Here is a 21,916-nt window from a genome sequence, read left to right on the forward strand (position 1 = left end):
GCTATAGCTTCTTTTTATTCATAGCGTAAAGCGTTAATTGGATCTAGACGGGCTGCTTGATTTGCTGGAAAAGTTCCTGCTAAAAAAGCAATGAACATAATAATCACTAAAATGATCAGCATAGAAGGCCACGAAAATTGTAGCAGGGTTAAACCAGTTAATCCATCTAAAAAGGAGGTGGCAGCAAAATCATTTAGAAGGCTCCCTGCAACGATAGCTCCAGCTATTCCGGTGATTCCTCCCCAAAAGCCTATTAAGAGTGCTTCAACGCTGAAAGTTAAGAAGACTTTCAGTCGTCCCATTCCCATCGCTTTCATCAAACCGATTTCACGTGTTCGATCTTGCACAGACATATATAAGGTGTTGATTATGCCAAAACTTGCAGCCAATAAAGCGATTGCGCCAAATAGAGTGAGAACACCAGTAATAGCGTTAACTACTTGTCGTATCATGCCAATTTCATCTTCAACAGTCATTGAACTGAACCCTTTTTTAGACAAACGATTTTTTAATTGATCGATTTGTTTTTTTGATAAGTTTTTATCCATTGTTGCAAAAAGAGTACTATACTTGCTCTTCATATTTTCAGGCAAACCATTTTCATTTATACTGACAATTTTATCAGACAATGCCTTGCTCATAATAGATTGTCCTTGTTGAATCAAACTAACATTTCGAACACCGACAATTGTTGCCTCGATAATTTCTTGTTTTCCAGTAGCTTGACTACTAACCGCAATGTTTATCTTTTTGTTTAGTGCAGACTTTGCATTTTTGAAGCCTAATGATTTTAGATACTCGGGAGCTAAGTTGATTTCATAATGTTCGCCGAAATTACTTACTTCACGACCAGACTCTAGATCAATAGAGATATCGCTGACACTTACAGCAGAGAGTAAATATTTTTTTCCGTTATGCCGTTGAACATAATCTGTAGATAGAAAATGAAAAGGCTCAACCTTGCGGATTCCCTTTGTACTCTTGATCTTTTCAAGATCCTTTGTTGTTAAAAAATCTGCATCAGCACCCGCGCCTTTGTCAGGATTATACTCTTGAGGGTCCTCATTACCAGAACTCATTTGTGATTCAGGAAAAACCATTAATTGATCCTCTCCGCCAACTCCGCTTATTTGACGATCAATGTAGTCATTTACGCCATTATTCACACCAGTGGTTAGAGAGATTGTAAAGGCACCAATGAATATTGCGATAACTGTAAGTAGTGTTCGACCTTTGTTACGCCAAAGATTTGAGCTTGCAGATTTAAGTATGTCAATTAGTCTCATTTTAAGCGCCCTCCAATAGTTGACCATCTTTAATATGGATTTGACGATCACAGCGAGCTGCGAGTTCAGGGTCGTGAGTCACTATTATCAAGGTAATCCCTTTATTCTGATTTAAATTAAATAAAAGTTCTTCAATTTTTTCGCCAGTAGTCGAATCTAAGTTTCCGGTGGGCTCATCAGCAAAAATAATTTCTGGTTGATTGACGATCGCACGTGCAATGCATACACGCTGTTTTTGCCCTCCTGATAAATCATTGGCCTTGTTATTGGCTTTATCACTGAGCTCGACCGCCTCTAATGCATTGATAGCCATTTCTTTTCGTTGACGACTAGAAAGCCCAGCTATTTTAAGCGGTAAGACAACGTTGGAAAGAACGGTATCTTTAGGGTTCATAAAGAATTGTTGGAAGACAAAGCCAAAGGTTTCATTTCTCAATTTATTCAGCGTTCGTTTATTAATCTTTTGTGTGTCTTGGTTTAATAAAGCTATTTTTCCGGAGCTCGGTCGATCAAGTAACGCAAGAATATGCATTAAGGTAGATTTACCTGAACCACTTTTACCAATAATCGCGATTGATTCTCCCTTTTTAATCGTGAAACTTATCCCTTTTAGTGCTTCAAAGGCTGCTGGTCCAGAACCGTACACCTTTTTCACATCATTTACTTCAATTGCATTCATTATTTTCCTCCTTTTAGCTAAAAAGCTATGAGATGATTCTCCCATAAGTGAAAACGAAAGAAATGGTACTAAAGTAGGATTTATTGATAAAAAGTAAGAAAATGTAAATAAATAAGGTTCAATCTCGGATTTAGAGATTGAACCTTAATTGCTGTTATTAAAATTCTTGAACGAAGAAATCGAATAGGCGTTGCTCTTTTGCATCTTTTTTCTGAGTCAATTCAGGGTGCCATTGCACACCAAGAATTTTAGTATTTTTTTCACGACTTTCTACTGCTTCCACGATCCCATCCTGAGACCAAGCAATAGGCATAAGATTTTCTGCTAAATCCTTAATCGCTTGATGATGATAAGAGTTTACTTGTGCTTGTTCACCAAAAAGGGGAGCTAATGTTGAATCAGAGTTCACTGTGATTGAGTGAAGCCCGAAATCTGGTAAGGTGGGAAACATGTCATGTTTTACTTCCCAATCAGAATACTGTGAAAGATCTTGGTACAATGTTCCACCTAAAGTAACGTTCAGTAATTGGGTTCCACGGCAAATAGTAAAAATTGGTTTGTTTTGTTTGATGGCCTCTTTAATTAGTGCCATTTCGAAAGAATCTCGCTCGATACTTGTCGGACCTAATTTCGGATGAGGTTCTTCCCCGTAAAGAAATGGTGTGACATCTTGACCACCAGCAAGTAATAATTTATCAATAGAAGCAATATAATCCCTAGCAAGTTCAGGATCACTGATTGGTAACAACATTGGGATACCTCCAGCTTGGTGTACACCATCAATAAAACCTTGTGGGGTGTAAGTAAATTGCTGATCAAAAAAATCTTGATTGTTTTGATAATGCTGGTTTGCCGCGATTCCAATAATATTTTTTTTCATGACCGACCACTCCTTCTACATTACTTGATACCATAGTCAAAACTGAAAAAGCAAGTATTATGGTTTTTAAACTTTTTCTAATTTTTATTGAGTAAAACCCTACTATAAATAAAGCAGATTTTACTTGCTAAATATATGAGATTTTTAACCTTTTTGAGGAAAAATAGTTACGAGTATTCCTTTTTTTGATATACTAGACTCATTGAATAGATACAAAATGGTTGGGCGTAAGCTTCAAGGATCGTGTTCTTCAAGGGGTGAGAAGAGCAACCTTAAGAGTTTTGCGCTCTTTTTTTGTATATAAAGGAGGGTTTGTGTGTTAGAAGCTTTAGAGAAAATAAAGTCTGCTGAAGAACAAAATGAAAGAAAAAAAGAACTGTTACTAGCAGAACTGTCGAGTTACGAGTCAACTAAAAAACAATTGTTGCAAAAGAAACGTGATGAGTTAAAAAAAGATTTTTCTAGTACCTTGGCTATACGAGAACGAACATTAGCTGAAGAGTTAGAAACCGAAGAACGAGAACTAACCAGTCGTGCAGAAGTTGCAATTAAGAAAATGGAAGACAATTATTTAGAAAAAAAGGAACAAACGGTTCAAAAAATTATTGAAAGGGTGATCTCAGAATATGGCAGTTAGCAAAATGAGTAAACTGACCTTGATTGCCCAGCAAGGACATAGTGAACAAATTCTATCTGCGATTCAAGGATTTCAAGGTGTGGAAGTTCGTGACCTTTTTGAGCAAACTGTGAGCAATGATTGGGTAGAAAAATATTTTGAAGAAGTAGCGCCCTTACCTAGTCAAGACGCCCTTGCAAGAGTGGATAATCAGTTAGAACAAATAACGCATGCTATACAATTTGTAGAGCATCATGGTAGCAGTCGAGAAAAAGGGCTTCACCTTAAACGTCAGCAGGCAACTCTTCAAAAATTAGAAGATACGTTTGACGAGTCCGCATTGTTAAGCGAGTTAGAGAGTATCCAAGACTTGGAGAAGCGGTTTATTGAAGCCAGCTCGAAACAACGTGAGTTGCAAGAACAAGAAAGTCTGCTACAAAAATGGAAAATGTTAGATTTTTTGCCTAATGAATATAGCTTGCGGTCAACAAAATGTTTTTTAGGAACTGCTGATGCAAGTATTTGGGATTTATTTGAACAAAAAGTTAAAGAAAAACAGATTCATTGTGAAAGTATATATAGTGATGATCAAAGCGTTAATTTTGTTCTATTATTTTTGCGAGAGGAACAGACGGAAGTCCAAGAACTGGTTCGGCAATTTAGTATTAGCACGTTTAATTATAATAGATCACTTCTGCCTAAGGCTGAGTTAACCGTGATTCAACGAGAAATACTTGAGTTGGTCGAGGAGCAAAAACAATTGGCTCGACTAATCGGACAGAAAAAAATAGTTATCCAACGTTTGGAAACAGCGGAAGAGGTTTTACTCGCGCGTAAAAATCGTTGGATGATTCACGATCGTTTTATTAAGGATGATAAGTTATTCCTATTACAAGGGTGGCTTGAGACAGAAGCTTTTAAGTCATTTGAAGACTTTATGAACCAAACGGTTGGGAAAGAAAATCTTTATTTAGAGATAGAGGAGCCTACTGATATCGAAATAAATGAAGAGATTCCAACAAAACTCAAAAATCATGCGGTCGTGAAACCATTCGAGATGCTGACTGAAATGTATAGCTTACCTAAATATCATGAGGTTGATCCGACACCTTGGTTTATGCCATTTTATTTTGTGTTCTTCGGAATGATGGTTGCTGATGCTGGTTATGGCGCGTTGATGCTTATTGCTACGACAATTGCGTTGAGAACTGTCTTGCCTAGAGGAATGGGACGATTTATGCGTTTCTTCCAAATTTTATCAATTCCTACAATATTATGGGGATTGATATATAATTCATTCTTTGGATTCTCGCTTGGCTACACACCTATCCTGTCAACTAGTAACGATGTCATTAGTATTTTGATTTTATCAATCGTTTTTGGTGTGATTCAAATTTTTATTGGATTAGGTTTAGCTGCAAGAGAAAATATAAAGGCAAAGAATTACCTTGGTGCGGTTTCCGATGGATTCGCTTGGCAAGGAATCATGGTTGGTGCAATCATCGGAGGCTTGGGAAAAATGTTGCTTAATAATCAAGCATTATTTGTGATTGGTGTGGCTCTAGCTGTTTTAAGCGCCCTTATGATCATTGTTACGCCGATGTTGCAAGCAAAATCTAAGATTAAGGGATTAGCAAAAGGTGCGTACAACCTTTATGGAATTACTAGTTATATAGGCGATTTAGTTAGTTACACACGGTTAATGGCCTTGGGTATTTCAGGGGGAAGTATTGCTGCAGCATTTAATATGTTAGTGGGTTATATGCCACCAGTAGCACGTTTTAGTGTTGGAATATTGTTGATGCTGGCGCTTCATGGGTTGAATATATTTTTATCTTTATTGTCAGCTTATGTTCATGGGGCTCGTTTACAATATGTAGAATTTTTTGGAAAGTTTTATGAAGGCGGCGGACGAGCTTTTAATCCATTAAAAACAGAAGAAAAATATGTAAATATAGAACAAGAAAAATAATTGGAGGAATTTTAAACAATGATGGAGTATTTGATTAACAACAGTGGCGGTATTATTTTTGCGATTTTAGGAATGGCGACAGCGACAATTTTTTCAGGGATCGGTTCTTCAAAAGGTGTAGGTATGACCGGTGAAGCGGCTGCAGCATTAACAACTAGCCAACCGGAAAAATTTGGTCAAGCATTGATTTTACAATTATTACCAGGTACACAAGGGCTGTATGGTTTCGTTATAGCATTCTTGATCTTTACAAATCTGTCTGGTGATTTGACAGTTGTTCAAGGGTTAGGCTATTTAGGCGCATCATTACCGATTGCTTTCACAGGATTATTCTCAGGTATGGCACAGGGGAAAGTTGCTGCAGCAGGTATTCAAATTTTAGCGAAAAAACCTGAACATTCAACTAAAGGGATCATCTATGCTGCTATGGTTGAAACGTATGCAATTTTAGGTTTCGTTATCTCGTTCTTATTAGTAGGACAAGTGTAAGAAGATTAATCCTTATTTAACAGATGACTGTTTAGGAAAGATATAAACACGTTAAAACTATAAAAGATAAGAATAATTTACGTCAGAAGAATCGGAATTATTTTTTCTTACAGAAAAGATAAATACCTTAGTACGAATAAGGAGTTTTTTAATGGAAGCAATCGAAAAGATAGTCGAGCAATTGAATCAGCAGGCTGAATTAGAACAGCTTCAGTTGAAAGAAAAAGAGACGAATCGGATTGATCAAGAGTTTCAAGCGGAACTATCAGAAATAGAAATAGAACATCAAAAACGCTTGGAAAAAAGCTTGAAAAATCTAGAAAACAACTACAAGCAGGCTACAAATCGGCAGCAGATTGCTCAAAAACAAATGATTTTAAATCAAAAACAAGCGATATTAGAACGTGTCTTCGCTGATGCTGTTATTCAGATGGAAGACTGGTCTACCGAAGAACAGCAAAAATTTGCTCATCATGCTTTAGAAAAGATGCAATTACAAGGGGACTTGACGTTTATTCCCGGAGAAAAATCACAAACTGTATTTTCAAATGAGTGGCTTATCGAGCAAAATAGAAGACTCTCTTATCATCTAGATTTTGGAGAAGGAACTATTGAAGGTCAAGCAGGATTTATTCTAGATAAAGAGGGTGTGCAATACAACTTTCTTTATCAAAGTCTGGTTGGAGAGATTCAACAGCGTGAGAGTTTCCAAGTGGCCGAATCACTTTTTGACTAGTAAAATGTAGACTTTATTTATAGAGTCGGTTAAAAAATACGAATTAGGAGGCATTGAATGAAGCAATCTACGTATCATGAATTGAATCCACTGGTTCGTTTGAAAGAATTAGAACTATTGACACCTGAGCTAATGACTCGAATGATCAAAGCAGATGATTTATCGGAAATTGAGGCTCTTTTCAGAGGGACTATTTATGGTGAATATCTAACTGATAATTTTTTTGATAGCTTCGAAGTAGCTTTAGGTCAGGCGCAAGAAGATTTATTGACAGAGTTGGTTAAAATTGTTCCTGATCCGGACGTTATTTGGATTTACACAATGCGTTTTACTTTCCATAATCTCAAAGCATTGATCAAAGCTGATTTATTAGATCAAAATTTTGATGACCTTTACATTTATGATGGTTTTTATTCATTAGAGCAAATCAAGACGGCTATTCGTACTGGAATGGCGAGTGGATTGCCGGCAATTTTACTGGAAAGTATTCAGGAAGTCCGTGAGCATTTTGAAGAATCTAATAGCTTACAGGGGATCGATATTATTTTGGATCGTAAATATTTATATTGCCAGCGAAAAGTAGCTGATAAGATAAACGAGCCGGAACTATTGAAGGAAGTTATCAGCTTCATTGACTTCACGAATATTTTGATGGTTGCTCGTGGGATTAAACAAAAAAGAAGTCGTAATTTCATGTCGACAGCTTTGTCCAGCCATGGAAGTATTCCAAAAGAAGAATTATTGGATTGTGTTGAGCTTGGATCAGATCAATTGATTAATTATCTTATGGCAACCTCTTACGGTGAAATCATTGAACCAAGTATTGAAGGAAGCATAATTGATTTAAGTCAATTGGAAAGACTTTGTGACGACTATTTAACAAGTTTTTATGAAACTGCGCAGACACACGCTTTTGGTCCTCTGCCAGTACTTGCTCTTTTGAATGCAAAGTCGATCGAAACAAAAAATCTTCGTCTAATTATTACTGGCAAACGAATTGGGTTGACGGAAGAACAAATGAGAGAGAGGATGCGTGAGACATATGGCACATAAAATTGGTGCGATTGGTGACAAAGATTCTGTCTTGCCTTTTAAACTCTTTGATTTTGATACTCGAACGATAAAGGATAAACAGGTCATTCGTCAGCAAATTGAAGAAATGGCCAAAAATGATTATGGCATCATTTATATTACGGAAGAGTTTGCTCAGCTTGTTCCCGAAACAATTAAACGTTATGAAGAAAAGATGATTCCGGCAATCGTTCTGATTCCTAATCATGAAGGAACGTTAGGAATCGGCAAGTCCATGATACAAGGACAAGTAGAGCGGGCAGTCGGACAGAATATTTTATAAAGGAGCTAATAACTTGCAAGAAGGTAGAATAATAAAAGTTTCTGGTCCATTAGTATTGGCAGAACATATGGAGCAAGCAGCCATTCAAGATATTTGTTACGTAGGTGACCTTGGGGTTATCGGTGAAATCATTGAGATGCGCGGGGATGTTGCTTCCATCCAGGTTTATGAAGAAACCGCAGGAATCGGACCAGGCGAACCAGTTAGGACAACAGGAGAGGCGCTTTCAGTTGAATTAGGACCAGGGATCGTTTCTCAAATGTTTGATGGGATTCAACGACCATTAGATACTTTTAAAGATCAAACTGACAGTAATTTTTTAAGTCGTGGAATCCAAATTCCAGCTTTAGATCATACAAAAAAATGGTGGTTTGAAGCTTCTGTTGAAGAAGGGGTCACTGTATCTGCCGGAGACATAGTAGGAACAGTCAAAGAGACTAAAATCATTACACATAAAATCATGGTTCCAAACGGAATTAAAGGTACCTTGAAAAAAATTACATCAGGTGAGTTTACAATAGATGATACCGTGTATGTGATTGAAACGCCAAATGGTATTCAAGAATTTTCAATGCTTCAAAAGTGGCCTGTTCGACGTGGACGACCTGTTTCTGAGAAATTGAATCCAGAAGCGCCAATGATTACTGGGCAAAGAGTTATTGATACCTTTTTCCCAGTTGTAAAGGGAGGCGCAGCAGCAGTTCCTGGGCCATTCGGTGCCGGGAAAACAGTTGTTCAGCATCAGATCGCAAAATGGGCCGATGTGGACCTTGTGGTGTATGTAGGCTGTGGTGAACGTGGAAATGAAATGACTGATGTGTTGAATGAATTTCCTGAATTGATTGATCCTACTACAGGCGAATCCTTGATGGAACGTACAATCTTGATTGCTAATACGTCAAACATGCCGGTTGCTGCCCGTGAAGCTTCAATCTACACGGGAATCACCATTGCTGAATATTTCCGTGATATGGGCTACAATATTGCGATCATGGCCGATTCAACTTCTCGCTGGGCAGAAGCGTTACGAGAAATGAGTGGACGTTTAGAAGAAATGCCTGGGGACGAAGGATATCCAGCTTATTTAGGTAGTCGTCTGGCGGAATATTATGAACGCTCTGGTCGTGTCATTGCTTTAGGAAATGATGGACGTGAAGGTTCGATCACAGCTATCAGTGCCGTATCTCCATCTGGTGGGGATACATCTGAGCCTGTAACTCAAAATACATTACGAGTAGTAAAAGTCTTTTGGGGATTAAGTGCTACATTAGCGCAACAACGCCATTTCCCATCAATTGACTGGCTGCAAAGCTATTCTTTATATTCTTCAGAGGTTGGCAAGTATCTAGACAATGATTTACAGGCGAATTGGTCACAAATGGTATCAGATGGTATGAGAATGCTGCAAAAGGAATCTGAATTGAATGAGATCGTTCGTTTAGTCGGAATTGATTCGCTATCAGAAAAAGATCGTTTGACATTGGAAGTGGCAAAATCATTGCGTGAAGATTATTTGCAGCAAAATGCTTTTGATGATATAGATACGTTTACTTCGAGAGAAAAACAATTCAAGATGATTCAAAACATTTTAACCTTTAATAAAGAAGGGCAACGTGCTTTGGAGCTGGGTACCTATTTGAAAGAAATCATGGATGGGACAGTTACATTAAGAGATAGAATTGCTCGAAGTAAGTATATCCCTGAGAATGAGTTAGAGAAGCTGGATCAAATTCATTTAGATATCGTTTCGGAAATTCAAGCGATTATTGCAGAAGGAGGAATGACCAATGATTAAGGAATACAGAACCATCAATGAAGTGGTCGGACCTTTGATGGCAATTGATAAAGTGGAAGGCATCAAATATGAAGAGCTACTAGAAATTCGATTGAATAATGGAGAATTACGTCGAGGACAAGTACTAGAAATTCATGAGGACAAAGCATTAGTACAGATATTCGAGGGGACTAGCGGTATTAATTTGAAAGAATCAACCGCACGTTTTTTAGGACATCCATTAGAGCTAGGTGTATCAGAAGATATGGTTGGCCGCGTTTTTGACGGTTTGGGTAGACCGAAAGATGGTGGACCAGAAATATTGGCAGAAAAAAATGTTGATATTAATGGTGAAGTAATTAATCCGGTTTCTCGTGATTATCCTGATGAATTTATTCAAACGGGAATTTCTGCTATTGACCATTTAAACACGTTGGTTCGCGGTCAGAAATTACCAGTTTTCTCAGGATTTGGTTTGCCTCACAAGGAGCTAGCGGCTCAAATCGCTCGTCAGGCAACCGTTTTAAATAAAGAAGATGATTTCGCGGTAGTTTTTGCCGGGATAGGTATTACTTTTGAAGAAGCTGAATTCTTTATGGAAGATTTTCGTCAGACTGGAGCAATCGACCGGTCAGTTGTATTCATGAATTTGGCAAATGATCCGGCAATTGAGCGGATCGCAACACCTCGAATGGCATTGACGGCTGCAGAGTATTTAGCGTATGAAAAAGGAATGCACGTATTGGTTATTATGACGGATATGACTAACTATTGTGAAGCTTTGCGTGAAATATCCGCCGCACGAAGAGAAGTTCCTGGTCGTCGTGGTTATCCAGGTTACCTTTATACGAACTTAGCTACGCTTTATGAACGTGCTGGACGTATTCGTGGTTTAAAAGGTTCGGTTACTCAGATTCCTATTCTTACGATGCCTGAAGATGATAAGACTCATCCGATTCCCGATTTAACTGGTTACATTACAGAAGGACAAATTATTTTGTCGCGTGAATTAGATAAAAATGGAATTCAACCACCAATTGATGTTTTGCCCTCTCTTTCTCGACTAAAAGATAAAGGGACAGGGGAAGGTAAAACTCGTAAGGATCATGCTCCGACGATGAATCAGCTCTTTGCAGCCTATGCACAAGGAAAACAAGCAAAAGAGTTAGCGGTCGTTTTAGGTGATTCTGCTTTGTCAGATGTTGACAAAATCTATGCAAAATTTGCGGAACGATTTGAAGAAGAATACGTCAATCAAGGGTTCTATGAAAATCGTTCGATTGAAGAAACCTTAGATCTTGGCTGGGAGCTATTAGCCATGCTGCCGCGTACTGAGTTGAAACGGATCAAGGATGACATGTTGGACGAATATTTAACAGAGGGAGCTTGATCCTATGGTGAAATTAAATGTCAATCCAACCCGGATGGAGCTCACACGTTTAAAAAAGCAGTTGACAACTGCGAGCCGTGGACATAAACTCTTAAAGGACAAGCAGGATGAGTTGATGCGGCGTTTTATCCTATTGGTCAAAAAGAACAACAAAATGCGTGCGGAAGTTGAGGAAGAACTGCAGCAGGCAATGAAGAGTTTCTCAGTAGCAGATGCATTATTAAATGATAAGTATATTGAAGAATTGTTAGCTGTTCCTAAAGAGCGTGTATCTCTTGATGTGATCGAAAAAGATGTGATGAGCGTGAAGGTGCCGATAATGAATTTTCAGCACGAATCTGAATTATCAGATGGACCATTGGAATATGGTTTCTTGAATTCCAATGATGACCTCGATCAGAGCATACAAAAATTCACCGAAGTTTTACCAAAATTACTAGAGTTAACTGAGATTGAAAAAACGTGTCAATTAATGGCAAAAGAAATTGAGAAGACGCGTCGTCGTGTGAATGCACTGGAATATATGACGATTCCACAGTTAGAAGAAACCATCTACTTTATCCAAATGAAACTGGAAGAAAATGAACGTGCTGAAGTGACTCGCATGATTAAAGTTAAAAATATGGGTACTACTTGAGAAAGTAGTGCCTTTTTTTGAAGGTAGGAATCTATGAATAAAGAAAAACGTTGGCCGTTTAAAATCCACCCTATTCAATTTATTGCTTTGGGTTTCGGAGGAATCATTTTATTTGGGAGTGTATTGTTAACCTTGCCTATGTTCACAAACTCAGGAGAAGGTACTCCGTTTATAGATGCCTTATTTACAGCAACTTCGGCAACTTGTGTTACTGGACTAACGACGTTGACAACCAGTGAACATTGGAATATGGGTGGGCAACTAATCATTTTAGGTCTGATTGAAGTTGGTGGACTAGGATTTATGATGATGCCTTTTATTTTCTTTGCAGTTATGAAAAGAAAGGTGGGCTTGATGACGCGGATTATTATTAGTGAGTCCTTGAACCTAGATGGTCTATCTGGCGTGATTAAGCTGATGTACTATATTTTACGTTTTGCAATCGGTTTTCAACTGCTAGGAGCAATCTTATTGGCAGTTGATTTTATTCCTACTTATGGAATTGGAAAAGGTATTTGGTATGCTATTTTTCATTCTATCTCGGCATTTTGTAATGCTGGATTTGATTTATTTGGTGATAGCCTGGTTGGTTTTCAAGGAAATGCGTACGTGTTATTGGTAATTTCGGGATTAATCATTGCTGGTGGACTAGGGTTTATTGTTTGGCAGGATTTGATGGCCTTTCGTAAAACTAAGAAATTAAGTCTTCATAGTAAGTTGGCTTTAACGGTGTCAATTAGTTTGCTAATTTTCGGAACCATTGTTTTTTATATTTCTGAATCAGGGGGGCGTTTTATTGTTAATGATACATCGCCAATCAATCGTTTTGCGAATATGCTTTTCATGTCAGTAACCGCTCGGACCGCGGGATATTTTTCTGTTGATTATGGGAATGTCAGTCAAGCGGGGATCTTATTTACAATTGTTTTGATGTTCATTGGAGGAACTTCTGGATCAACAGCAGGAGGGCTAAAAACAACAACATTTGGTGTATTGCTCATTCAAACAATTTCTATGTTGAAAGGACGGGTACACGCAGAAGCGTTTCACCGCACGATTAGACCGTCAGTTGTTTCACGAGCACTTACACTTTTTTTCATTACGTTGACCTTATGTATTGCGGTAACAATGGTCATGTCGGTTACAGAAGTACTTCCACGTTTTCGGGGGATTGAGTATTTACTATTTGAGACCTTCTCCGCTTTTGGCACAGTTGGTCTTACAATGGGCTTGACCCCGAGTTTAAGTTTAATGGGAAAACTTTTAATTATTGCCTTAATGTATATTGGTAGAGTCGGTATTTTAACAGTGGGCTTCTCACTGACTATGCGTTTAATGAAGAAAGCGAATGGTGGACATTATAAACTTCCAGAAGAGAGTGTCATAATTGGCTAAAAAATCGTTCATTGGAATTTTCCAGTGAACGTTTTTTTCATATTAAAGAAAATCAAAAAGAGTCCACACTTTTAACAGTGGACTCTCTTGTTGTGTTAACGAATAACTTCGATTTTATAGCCATCTGGATCTGTAATGAAGTAATAAGAAGGATCGGTTCCAGGTAAGCCTTTCATGTCAGTTACATTGAAGCCTTTCGCTTTTTGTTCTTGATGAAGTTTTTCAATATCTTCTGAGCGAATTGCAATATGTCCATAGCCATCGCCTAATTCATAAGCGGCATGATCATAATTATAGGTAAGCTCCAACTCGTAATCATCCCCTGGTAATGTTAGATAAACCAAAGTAAATTTTGAATCTGGAAAATCACGACGACGAGATTCTTCAAAACCGAATGCTTCTTGATAGAATTTTACTGATGCGTCTAAGTCTTTTACTCGAACACAAGTATGTGCCATTTTCATAGATAAGTATCCTCCTATTAATTAGTAAGTTTATGATAACATAAAAAATCAATTTGCCAGTAATTATGCTCAGTGGTTGTTTATGAGTTTTTTTTAATGTAAACTAACGAGTAAATACATTTTGCAGGAGGACACGAATGATCCCAGTGTTTGGCGTAAAAGAAGCCGAAAAGGACTACCAAGCTCGTTATGCAGCTTATGCGATTTTAATGAATGAGGATGAAAAAATCGCACTTATACAAGCTCCTAATGGTGCATACTTTTTACCTGGAGGAGAAATCGAAGGAAACGAAACAAAAGAAGAAGCTATCGAGCGTGAAATGATGGAGGAACTAGGTTTTGAAGTGGATCTGTCAGATTATTTAGGGCAGGCAGATGAATACTTTTATTCTCGCCATCGTGGAACCTTTTTTTATAATCCAGGTTATTTCTATGCTACAAAAAATTGGAAGCAAGTTTCTGCACCTTTAGAAGAAGGAAATAACAGTAGTTGGGAGTCTCCGCAAACAGCCATTGAACTACTAAAACGCGGAAGTCACAAATGGGCCGTGAAAGAATGGTTGAAGAAAAAACTTTCTGAGTGATCAGAAAGTTTTTTCTATTTATTCTATTAACGCGCCATTCCGAATGTGGTTAGCAAATGCTTGATAGTAATCATCGAATAAATCAGAATTTTTACTATCTTGTTGTGTCATTTCTTTTGGATAATAGAAACGAACGTCGCCTTGTCCTTGACCAGTTAACGCTGAGACTAATTGACTTGCCTTTGATAATTCGATTAATGATCCATCTTTTTGCATCAATTCAATTTGTGTTCGATGACTACCTTTTTCTGGGTGGTAAAGATCATAAGGCAGGTCATAGCTTGAATTGATCGCCGTATAATAACGAGGGTTAAAGCCAGCTTTTTCGACTAATCCCTTCATTTCAGTCAGTAAAGGATTAGCACTAGAATCAACGGTAATCGATTTTAAAGGTTTACGATTTAAAAACCGGTAAGCTAGGTCACTTAAAATTAAGTCTTGTTCATCCATCCATTGAGCAAAGTAGGTGTTCAAGACACCATCATCCAATTTTAAATAGTCTTCTAAAGAAAAGTTTTGCCTTAAAAAAGGAATCAAAAATTGCGAATGGAAGGAAAAAATCTCCGCATCTTCTTGATACAATTCGTGTGCGCGGTCAAGTAGATGCTCTAATAGCACCTCCATCGCGCGTGAGACTGAGTGAAAATATACTTGGACATACATTTGATAGCGGCTGACGATATAGTCCTCAACAGCATGCATCCCATTCATGGAAAAAGCAATACCACCTTCATAAGGACGAATGACACGCAAAATTCGAGTTAAATCAAATGTTCCATATTCAGTTCCTGTATAATAGGCGTCTCTTAATAAATAGTCCATTCGGTCGGCGTCAATTTGACTAGAGATCATTTGAACAACTTGAGGATTCTCGTAAGTTTTAGTGATCACACTTGCAACTTTTTCTGGGAAACCTTCTTCAACATTATTTAAAATTTGAAATACTTCTGTTTCAGGTGAAGTAATGATGGCGACGGTTAATGCTTCGTGATCGGTATGAAAAATATGCTCAAATGTATGAGAATAAGGACCATGACCAACATCATGCAGCAATGCAGCACATAGCGCGACTAACCGATGGGAATCGTCCCAGCCATCTTTACCATATTTTTCTTTAGAGTAGTTTCGCTGGAAAATATCACAGATTCTGCGCGTGATATCGTAGACTCCTAGTGAATGAGAAAAGCGGCTGTGCTCTGCACCATGAAAAGTGTAGGACGTTGTTCCTAACTGCTTAATACGTCGTAATCTTTGTACCTCTTTTGAATTGATCAAGTCTAGTATTACTTGATGCTGTACATGAATATAATTATGCACCGGATCACGAAATACTTTTTCCAATGGGAGCATTTGATATTTATAAGTCATTGAGTACCTCCTGAATAATCATGTTGCGTTGCCGCATATTTTCAATACGACGTTGATATTCTTCTAATTGGTAAAATTCTGATAGGAAACTTGTTTGGTCACTATAAGGCATTGCTTGTAATAATTCTTTCTTTACTAGATCGATCGATACATCAAATGCTGCTGAGTCATTTAATGTTGTCATGCTTTCAGGCCTAACAGGTGGATAGCCGAGAGAGCCAAACTGCTCCTGTAATCCACTTCTATAATAATCGCGCACCAGCTCGCCTCTGATGTTTTGGTCGCCGTCTACACTGAGATACATCATTATTGCCACGCCATCTTTTACACGCCTTTGGGCAATGCCCGCAATTTTTTTTCCATTAATTGAGAGATCATATTTTCCTGGACAATATGAATCTGTAACTTCACCAACTTCTATCCCTAAGCTTCCAAAACGAGTCTGTCTCAGCCAGTCTACCATTGCTCCGTAGCCATCATCGATTGATAAAGTGGTAACCGTATCTTTTGGCAAAATGAATGAAACATTCAAAATTCCAGAATCACTGACTACACCTAATCCTCCTGCATTGCGCAACAGTAGATGATATTTTTTTTTATGAACCGTTTTTAACGCTTCGTTAAAATGAGTCACGCGACTATCTTTCATCCCTAAGATTAACGTCTGAGGCAACTGCCAAAAATGGATGATTGGCTGATCTTGCTCGCCGCTGAATTCAGTAAACACGTCTGTTAGGGCAAAGGGGGTAAATAAACTATCTTTTGAAAGCATCCCTTGATCAAATAGCAATGCTTTTTTCATCGAATCTTCCTCTCGTTCTATCTTTTCTTCTCTATTATAAACAAAAAAGTGAAAACAAGTAATTTAGCCACTCAAAAAGCAGAAGTAGTTGACAAAAAAAGTAAAACCGACAAAAATAAATAGTGGAAGGAGTGGAAGCTCTGTGAAAATTAATGAAGGCATTCCCGCAAAAATAAACGTTCAAACGAAAGTCACTCAAAATAATGAGACGGAAGATTTCGTATTCGACCTCCCTGGTCAAGTGGTTAAAATGGGGGATACCTTGTACATTCGTTATAAGGAAATTCAACCGGATGGACAAGAAATTCCCGTTACGGTAAAAGTTACCCCCGATTCGCAAGTACAATTGATTCGCTCTGGCGAGGCAAGGATGCGGATGCGTTTTGCTTATCGTGAGAAAATGGATACAACGTATAAAACGCCCTTTGGAATCTTTATGATTTCGACTTATGCAAAAAATTTACATGTAAGTTTAAAGGATCGACCGTTCTCAGGAATTATTACAATTGATTATGCATTGTATATGAAAGAAGAAAAAGTTGGGGACTATCACTTAATACTAGAATTTACTACTTGAGCGTAAGAAAGGTTTGCTTTTTAGCTGTCGATTTTGTATGATAAGGAGTAGACTTTGAAAGGACGTGTCATACTTGGAACTTAGTATTTTTGATGGTTTGAACAAAGATGAATTATCAATGATTGAAGTGGCACACGCAATTCTGGAAGAACGCGCCGATGTAATGGATTTTTCGGATTTAGTGAATCAAATCCAAAACTATCTTGGCAAATCAGACAGTGAAATTCGTGATGCATTAGCCCAATTTTATACCGATTTGAATATTGATGGAAGTTTTATTTCTTTAGGGGATAACCGCTGGGGATTACGCTCATGGTATGCAATCGATTCAATCGATGAAGAAGTGAACCATGGCTTAGAAGATGAAGAAGAAGATAAACCACGTCGCAAAAAACGTAAGAAGGTTAATGCGTTCATTAATGATGATGAAGATGCAATTGACTACAACGATGATGATCCTGAAGACACGGATCTATTGGTTGATGACGACGATGATGAAATCGACGATGACGATGATGACGACGATGACGAAATCGCAGCATACAACTCTGATTTACAAGAAATTGGGGCTGATGCAAGTGAAGATGACGAAGAAGTTGTTCCAGGCGGTATCGAAGATGATTTAAGCGTGATCGATGATGACGACGATGAATTTGATGATGACGAGGAAGACGAAGAATAGATCATTTTGATCTATTCTTTTTTTCGTATTTTTTTCAGTTTATTCTTCACAAGCGCTTCCTTTGGTTCTTTCTTAAGAAAAACGATAGTATAAAACTAGAAAGAAAATTGGAAGGTGATCGTCATGGAAAAAGTACCTGAAATTAAAATCAAATTAACGGATGTCACAGAACGATTGGATGAAGGCTATTTATTATTGTCAGAATTGCGGAAAGAAGCTGGTGCGCCGGTTGTCAAAGCAAAATTATTGAACAAAGAAGTCATTGCCGTATATGGAAATGAAGCTGCTCGAAAATTTTATGATCCAAGTAATTTTAAGCGTGAAGGTGCAATGCCAAAGGTTGTTTTGAAAACATTATTTGGAGAAGACGGGGTTCAAACCTTAGATGGTGAGACACACAAAAATAGAAAAACTGTCTTTATGGATTTAATGACACCAAAAAGAATGGAGGAGTACCATCGGATTTTAGATAAGAATTTATCTGAAAAATTAGATAGTCAGCAAGGTGAATTTGAATTGTTTGACCTATCTAAGGATGTATTATTCCGATCAATCTGTGAATGGGCAGGCATTGATTTATCCAAAATGAGCAAAGAAGAAATCGATCAACTCGCTGAATATCAAATTTCAATGATTAGTTCTGCTGTAACTAATCCTGCAACGCATATTAAAGGAATAGAAAATCGCAAAAAATCAGAGAAATGGGCACAGTCACTGATTGAACAAGCAAGGACAACGCCAGTTGCCGGAAAAGAGGATGTAGCACTTTATGCCTTTGCGAATGCAAAGGATGATAATGGCAACCTATTACCTATTGATGTAGCTGCCGTTGAACTATTAAACGTGATTCGTCCGACTGTGGCTTTGACCGTATGGGTAGCATTAATGGGTCATGCCTTATTTAGCAGACCAGATATTTACCAAAGGCTTCATGCAGAGTTTAATAAATTGCAAGATTCATTTATTCAAGAGATGCGTCGTTATTATCCTTTCTTCCCAATGCTCCCTGCCTTTGCTAAACAGGATGTTGAAATTGACGGCTATTTGATTCCTACAGGAAGCTGGGTAGTTTTGGATCTTTATGGAACAAACCATGATAAGCGAACGATTGAAACACCTGAAGCATTTCGTATCTCTCGTTATCTTGGTAAGGAAAAACATATTTCCTATGATGAAGAATATGAGATGATTGCCCAAGGTGGAGGAAAATTTGAAGCCATGCATCGTTGCGCAGGAGAATGGATAACACTGCATACACTGCGGGTCTTTTCTGATCAATTAGTGAATAAGTATCAATTTTCTGTACCAGAACAGGATTGGGAAATTCCAATGAATCAATTTCCAACTTTTCCAAAAAGCAAGGCCTTACTAATCAAGAACTGATCAATAAAACCGCTCAAATAGAATTCTTATTTGAGCGGTTCATTTTAATTATTTCGTTAGTTTAAGGCATTAATAGAATCAAAATTGATAAGTATCCGTTAAAAAAGTATAATGGTCTTTACGGAGAGATACTAATGCATTCGAAAAAAAGAAACGACACGTCTCAAAAAGAGAAGTGTCGTAAATGTACGCGCCCTGAGGGAATCGAACCCCCGTCTCAAGAACCGGAATCTTACGTGATATCCACTACACTAAGGGCGCAAGCACGAATATTAGTTTAGCATATAATTTTAAAAAAACAAGGGGAAAGTCTATGAAGTTTCAACAAGGTTATTCGCAAAAGCAACAACAAACTCAAAAATTGGCGATGACGCAAGAATTGCAGCAAGCGATTCAAATTTTACAATTTAATACTGAGGAGTTGCAAGACTATGTTGAAACGGTCTCTTTGGAGAATCCGCTATTTGACGTGGTCGCACCAAAAATTCAAAGTGACTTGATGCAGATGCATGGAGGAGCAGTTAAGGAAGAATCGTTCATACAAATTGCCGATCATCCTGTTTCTCTGTTTGAACATTTGATCAACCAAATCCATCTAAATTATCGAGATACCTTTATTCGTGAAATTATGTTAGTTCTAGTCGAGTTCATTGACGTAAATGGCTATTTGAAAGTTGACGAGGAGCGAGTGAAAGAAGAATTAAAAGCCACCGATCTTCAATACCTTGATGCATTGACACTGTTGCAGCAGCTAGATCCGCCAGGGGTAGGTGCTAGGAACTTGCAAGAATGCCTGATGCTTCAGACAGAGCAGGATGATTACGCACCAGATTTAGCATATCTTCTCTTAGAGGAATCGTTTGATGCAATTGCTAAAAGAAAGTTTGAACAAATTGCTAAGTCTTATCAGATTAGTTTAGCGCAGGTACAGAAAATTCTTGATTATATTCGAACGTTAAATCCATTTCCAGGCGCAAGTTTCGGTGGACAGGATTCAAATTTCATTATTCCAGATTTGACATTGGTGAGAAGAGAGAATCAGCTAGTTGTTTTATCGAATAAGCGGGGCCAACTACGTCTGAACTTTCAAGAAAATTATTTTAATCGTTTGAAAGAACAAGCGGATGATGAAACAAAAGCTTATTTAAAAGAAAAGCTCCAACAGTTTGAATGGTTAAATAAGACACTTGGGCAACGGAAAGATACCATCTTGGAAGTCGGTAAAATCATCGTTCAGCATCAAGCACATTTTTTTGAAGACAAACAAGGAGCATTAAAACCATTAATGCTGAAAGATGTTGCGAAAGAATTAGATGTTCACGAATCAACGATTAGCCGCGCAGTGAACGGGAAATACATCGAAACAGATTTCGGTGTATTTGAACTGCGAAGCTTTTTTGTCAATAAAGTAAATGATGAAGATACTTCTGCAGATGAAGTCAAACAGTTGATTGCTTCATTTGTTGAACAAGAAGATAAACGCAAACCATTATCTGACCAAAAAATTGTAGAATTGCTTGCTGAAAAGGGCCAGAAAATCTCTCGGCGTACGGTTGCCAAATATCGAGATGCTTTGAATATCCCAAGCTCATCCAAAAGAAAACGTTTTGATTAAGCCAAGTAAAAAAACTTGGCTTTTTCCTTGCGTAGACGCCTCAAAACTGTTACACTTTGTCATGTAAGAAATCAACAATTTCAAATGAATAATTTGACTTTCTTTCATTTTTTTTATCATTCATGGGTCGCTAAAAGTCTATGAGGGACTACTTAAGTCCAACGGAGGAATTCCTTTGTTAAGTGAATTAAGAGTGCTTGAAGCAATCGCCCCTGATGTGCTAGAGGTTGTAAAAAAAAGATATCGTATTATGCAGAATATTTTTTGGATGCAACCAATCGGTCGAAGAAACTTAGCTGATTCATTAGGACTTACTGAACGGGTATTGCGAAGTGAGACAGATTATCTTAGAGATCAGCGTTTGATTGATGCAACAAAGAGTGGTATGTTGCTAACTGAAAAAGGCGAAGGCTTACTGCAACATCTGGAACTATTGATGGAACAGTTTACCGGCATGGATCAGTTAGAAAAGCAACTTGCTACACTATTCAAGATCGAACGTTGCCTGATTGTTTCTGGAAACAGTGATGAACAAGAAAAAGTAATCGGTGAATTTGGCGAGTTGGTAGATGAGGCATTGCAGCGTCAATTACCAGACGGTCGAAACATTATTGCAGTGATGGGCGGAACGACGATGGCAGAAGTAGCCAGACACGTCAGTCCATTAGAAACAACAAAGCGCCATAATCTTTTTGTTCCAGCTCGAGGAGGTATTGGGGAGGCAGTGTCAATCCAAGCTAACTCAGTCAGCGCATTAATGGCAGCGAATGCTCATGGAGAGCATCGCGCGTTATATGTACCGGAACAATTAAGTGAGGAAGCCTATCACACATTGCTGAAAGAACCCTCTATCAGAAGTGTCCTGGCGATGATTAAAGAGGCTAATTGTGTTGTACACAGTATTGGTCGAGCTGTTCATATGGCGGCTAGACGAAAAATGTCAGAAGATGAGATCGTTCGTCTAAAACAAAAAAATGCTGTTGCAGAATCTTTTGGATACTTTTTTGACGAAAATGGAGAGATCGTCCATAAAGTTCCGCGCATTGGCTTATCTTTAGAAGATATTCAGAAGATGCCGACGATTCTCGCAGTTGCTGGTGGAAAAAGCAAAGTAAAAGCCATTACAGCATATATGAAAAATGCTCCGAAACAAACGTGGCTCATCACTGATGAAGCTGCTGCAAACGAGATTTTAAAAGGGATCCCCCCTTTAAAATAAATATATTTTTTGAT

22 protein-coding genes, 1 tRNA gene and 1 other annotated feature are annotated in these 21,916 nt (G+C 38.0%); of the genes, 16 read left to right on the top strand and 7 right to left on the bottom strand.

Features of this window, described 5'->3' with window-relative positions; all coding sequences use genetic code 11:
* Positions 1-14: 14 nt before the first annotated feature.
* The 3 genes from IGI50_RS05905 to IGI50_RS05915 form a co-directional block, all read right to left on the bottom strand.
* The gene (locus tag IGI50_RS05905; RefSeq protein ID WP_438776448.1) at positions 15-1,286 is read right to left on the bottom strand and encodes an ABC transporter permease; all 1,272 of its coding nucleotides are present in this window, start codon (positions 1,284-1,286) and stop codon (positions 15-17) included.
* A 1-nt stretch (position 1,287) separates the two neighbouring features.
* Positions 1,288-1,965, bottom strand: coding sequence for an ABC transporter ATP-binding protein (locus IGI50_RS05910; RefSeq protein WP_438776449.1), 678 nt, complete (start codon positions 1,963-1,965; stop codon positions 1,288-1,290).
* Between the two features lie 157 nt (positions 1,966-2,122).
* On the bottom strand, positions 2,123-2,845 hold the full coding sequence (locus IGI50_RS05915; RefSeq protein ID WP_438776450.1) for a gamma-glutamyl-gamma-aminobutyrate hydrolase family protein: 723 nt from the start codon (positions 2,843-2,845) through the stop codon (positions 2,123-2,125).
* A gap of 219 nt (positions 2,846-3,064) precedes the next feature.
* Positions 3,065-3,112 (top strand) — a sequence feature (sodium ion sensor (DUF1646 type); this cis-regulatory element may regulate processes involved in with the transportation of sodium ions).
* Between the two features lie 49 nt (positions 3,113-3,161).
* Between IGI50_RS05915 and IGI50_RS05920 the strand changes: the two genes are divergently transcribed.
* The 10 genes from IGI50_RS05920 to IGI50_RS05965 all read left to right on the top strand — a co-directional run bounded on the left by IGI50_RS05920 (position 3,162) and on the right by IGI50_RS05965 (position 13,208).
* A complete protein-coding gene (locus IGI50_RS05920; RefSeq protein ID WP_438776451.1) occupies positions 3,162-3,482 on the top strand; it encodes a hypothetical protein in 321 nt (106 codons plus the stop codon).
* A complete protein-coding gene (locus IGI50_RS05925) occupies positions 3,472-5,433 on the top strand; it encodes a V-type ATP synthase subunit I (RefSeq protein WP_438776452.1) in 1,962 nt (653 codons plus the stop codon). Before IGI50_RS05920 ends, IGI50_RS05925 begins: the two co-directional genes overlap by 11 nt.
* An 18-nt stretch (positions 5,434-5,451) precedes the next feature.
* A complete protein-coding gene (locus IGI50_RS05930) occupies positions 5,452-5,922 on the top strand; it encodes a V-type ATP synthase subunit K (RefSeq protein ID WP_438776453.1) in 471 nt (156 codons plus the stop codon).
* Positions 5,923-6,073: 151 nt separating this feature from the next.
* Entirely contained in the window at positions 6,074-6,658 is a 585-nt protein-coding gene (locus IGI50_RS05935) for a hypothetical protein (RefSeq protein WP_218257080.1), read from the top strand.
* A gap of 57 nt (positions 6,659-6,715) precedes the next feature.
* On the top strand, positions 6,716-7,711 hold the full coding sequence (locus IGI50_RS05940; protein WP_438776454.1) for a V-type ATPase subunit: 996 nt from the start codon (positions 6,716-6,718) through the stop codon (positions 7,709-7,711).
* Complete coding sequence (locus IGI50_RS05945) at positions 7,701-8,012, top strand: V-type ATP synthase subunit F (protein WP_218257082.1); 312 nt, start codon at positions 7,701-7,703, stop codon at positions 8,010-8,012. Before IGI50_RS05940 ends, IGI50_RS05945 begins: the two co-directional genes overlap by 11 nt.
* A gap of 13 nt (positions 8,013-8,025) precedes the next feature.
* Positions 8,026-9,807, top strand: a complete 1,782-nt coding sequence (locus IGI50_RS05950; protein ID WP_438776455.1) for a V-type ATP synthase subunit A — start codon at positions 8,026-8,028, stop codon at positions 9,805-9,807.
* A complete protein-coding gene (locus IGI50_RS05955) occupies positions 9,800-11,176 on the top strand; it encodes a V-type ATP synthase subunit B (protein ID WP_010744508.1) in 1,377 nt (458 codons plus the stop codon). The genes IGI50_RS05950 and IGI50_RS05955 overlap by 8 nt, the downstream gene beginning before the upstream one ends.
* A 4-nt stretch (positions 11,177-11,180) precedes the next feature.
* Positions 11,181-11,813: a V-type ATP synthase subunit D gene (locus tag IGI50_RS05960; RefSeq protein ID WP_218257084.1), complete on the top strand. Its 633-nt coding sequence runs from the start codon at positions 11,181-11,183 to the stop codon at positions 11,811-11,813.
* A gap of 33 nt (positions 11,814-11,846) precedes the next feature.
* The gene (locus tag IGI50_RS05965; protein ID WP_218257085.1) at positions 11,847-13,208 is read left to right on the top strand and encodes a TrkH family potassium uptake protein; all 1,362 of its coding nucleotides are present in this window, start codon (positions 11,847-11,849) and stop codon (positions 13,206-13,208) included.
* Positions 13,209-13,303: 95 nt separating this feature from the next.
* On the opposite strand, the gene gloA is transcribed toward IGI50_RS05965, so the two are convergent.
* Positions 13,304-13,672, bottom strand: coding sequence for a lactoylglutathione lyase (gloA, locus tag IGI50_RS05970; protein WP_438776456.1), 369 nt, complete (start codon positions 13,670-13,672; stop codon positions 13,304-13,306).
* A gap of 137 nt (positions 13,673-13,809) precedes the next feature.
* On the opposite strand from gloA, the gene IGI50_RS05975 reads away from it, so the two are divergent.
* A complete protein-coding gene (locus IGI50_RS05975; protein WP_438776457.1) occupies positions 13,810-14,256 on the top strand; it encodes an NUDIX hydrolase in 447 nt (148 codons plus the stop codon).
* Between the two features lie 18 nt (positions 14,257-14,274).
* Here the strand turns inward: IGI50_RS05975 and IGI50_RS05980 are convergent, their stop codons facing one another.
* A complete protein-coding gene (locus tag IGI50_RS05980; RefSeq protein ID WP_438776458.1) occupies positions 14,275-15,624 on the bottom strand; it encodes an HD domain-containing protein in 1,350 nt (449 codons plus the stop codon).
* Positions 15,614-16,426 carry a lipoate--protein ligase family protein gene (locus IGI50_RS05985; protein WP_438776459.1) on the bottom strand — a complete coding sequence of 271 codons (813 nt, stop codon included), beginning with the start codon at positions 16,424-16,426 and terminating at the stop codon, positions 15,614-15,616. Before IGI50_RS05985 ends, IGI50_RS05980 begins: the two co-directional genes overlap by 11 nt.
* A gap of 142 nt (positions 16,427-16,568) precedes the next feature.
* On the opposite strand from IGI50_RS05985, the gene IGI50_RS05990 reads away from it, so the two are divergent.
* The 3 genes from IGI50_RS05990 to IGI50_RS06000 all read left to right on the top strand — a co-directional run bounded on the left by IGI50_RS05990 (position 16,569) and on the right by IGI50_RS06000 (position 19,068).
* Positions 16,569-17,003 carry a DUF1934 domain-containing protein gene (locus IGI50_RS05990; protein ID WP_438776460.1) on the top strand — a complete coding sequence of 145 codons (435 nt, stop codon included), beginning with the start codon at positions 16,569-16,571 and terminating at the stop codon, positions 17,001-17,003.
* Positions 17,004-17,076: 73 nt separating this feature from the next.
* Entirely contained in the window at positions 17,077-17,685 is a 609-nt protein-coding gene (gene rpoE, locus IGI50_RS05995) for a DNA-directed RNA polymerase subunit delta (RefSeq protein ID WP_010744516.1), read from the top strand.
* A 123-nt stretch (positions 17,686-17,808) separates the two neighbouring features.
* A complete protein-coding gene (locus IGI50_RS06000) occupies positions 17,809-19,068 on the top strand; it encodes a cytochrome P450 (protein ID WP_438776461.1) in 1,260 nt (419 codons plus the stop codon).
* Between the two features lie 189 nt (positions 19,069-19,257).
* Here IGI50_RS06000 and IGI50_RS06005 read toward each other — a convergent pair.
* Positions 19,258-19,329, bottom strand: a tRNA-Arg gene (locus IGI50_RS06005).
* Positions 19,330-19,381: 52 nt separating this feature from the next.
* On the opposite strand from IGI50_RS06005, the gene rpoN reads away from it, so the two are divergent.
* Together rpoN and IGI50_RS06015 are read left to right on the top strand one after the other, a co-directional pair.
* Positions 19,382-20,683, top strand: coding sequence for an RNA polymerase factor sigma-54 (gene rpoN / locus IGI50_RS06010; RefSeq protein ID WP_438776462.1), 1,302 nt, complete (start codon positions 19,382-19,384; stop codon positions 20,681-20,683).
* 175 nt (positions 20,684-20,858) lie between these two features.
* On the top strand, positions 20,859-21,902 hold the full coding sequence (locus IGI50_RS06015; RefSeq protein ID WP_218257092.1) for a sugar-binding transcriptional regulator: 1,044 nt from the start codon (positions 20,859-20,861) through the stop codon (positions 21,900-21,902).
* Positions 21,903-21,916: the final 14 nt, after the last annotated feature.

It is taken from the genome of Enterococcus sp. DIV0170, assembly GCF_051710765.1.
Taxonomy (GTDB): domain Bacteria; phylum Bacillota; class Bacilli; order Lactobacillales; family Enterococcaceae; genus Enterococcus_A; species Enterococcus_A raffinosus.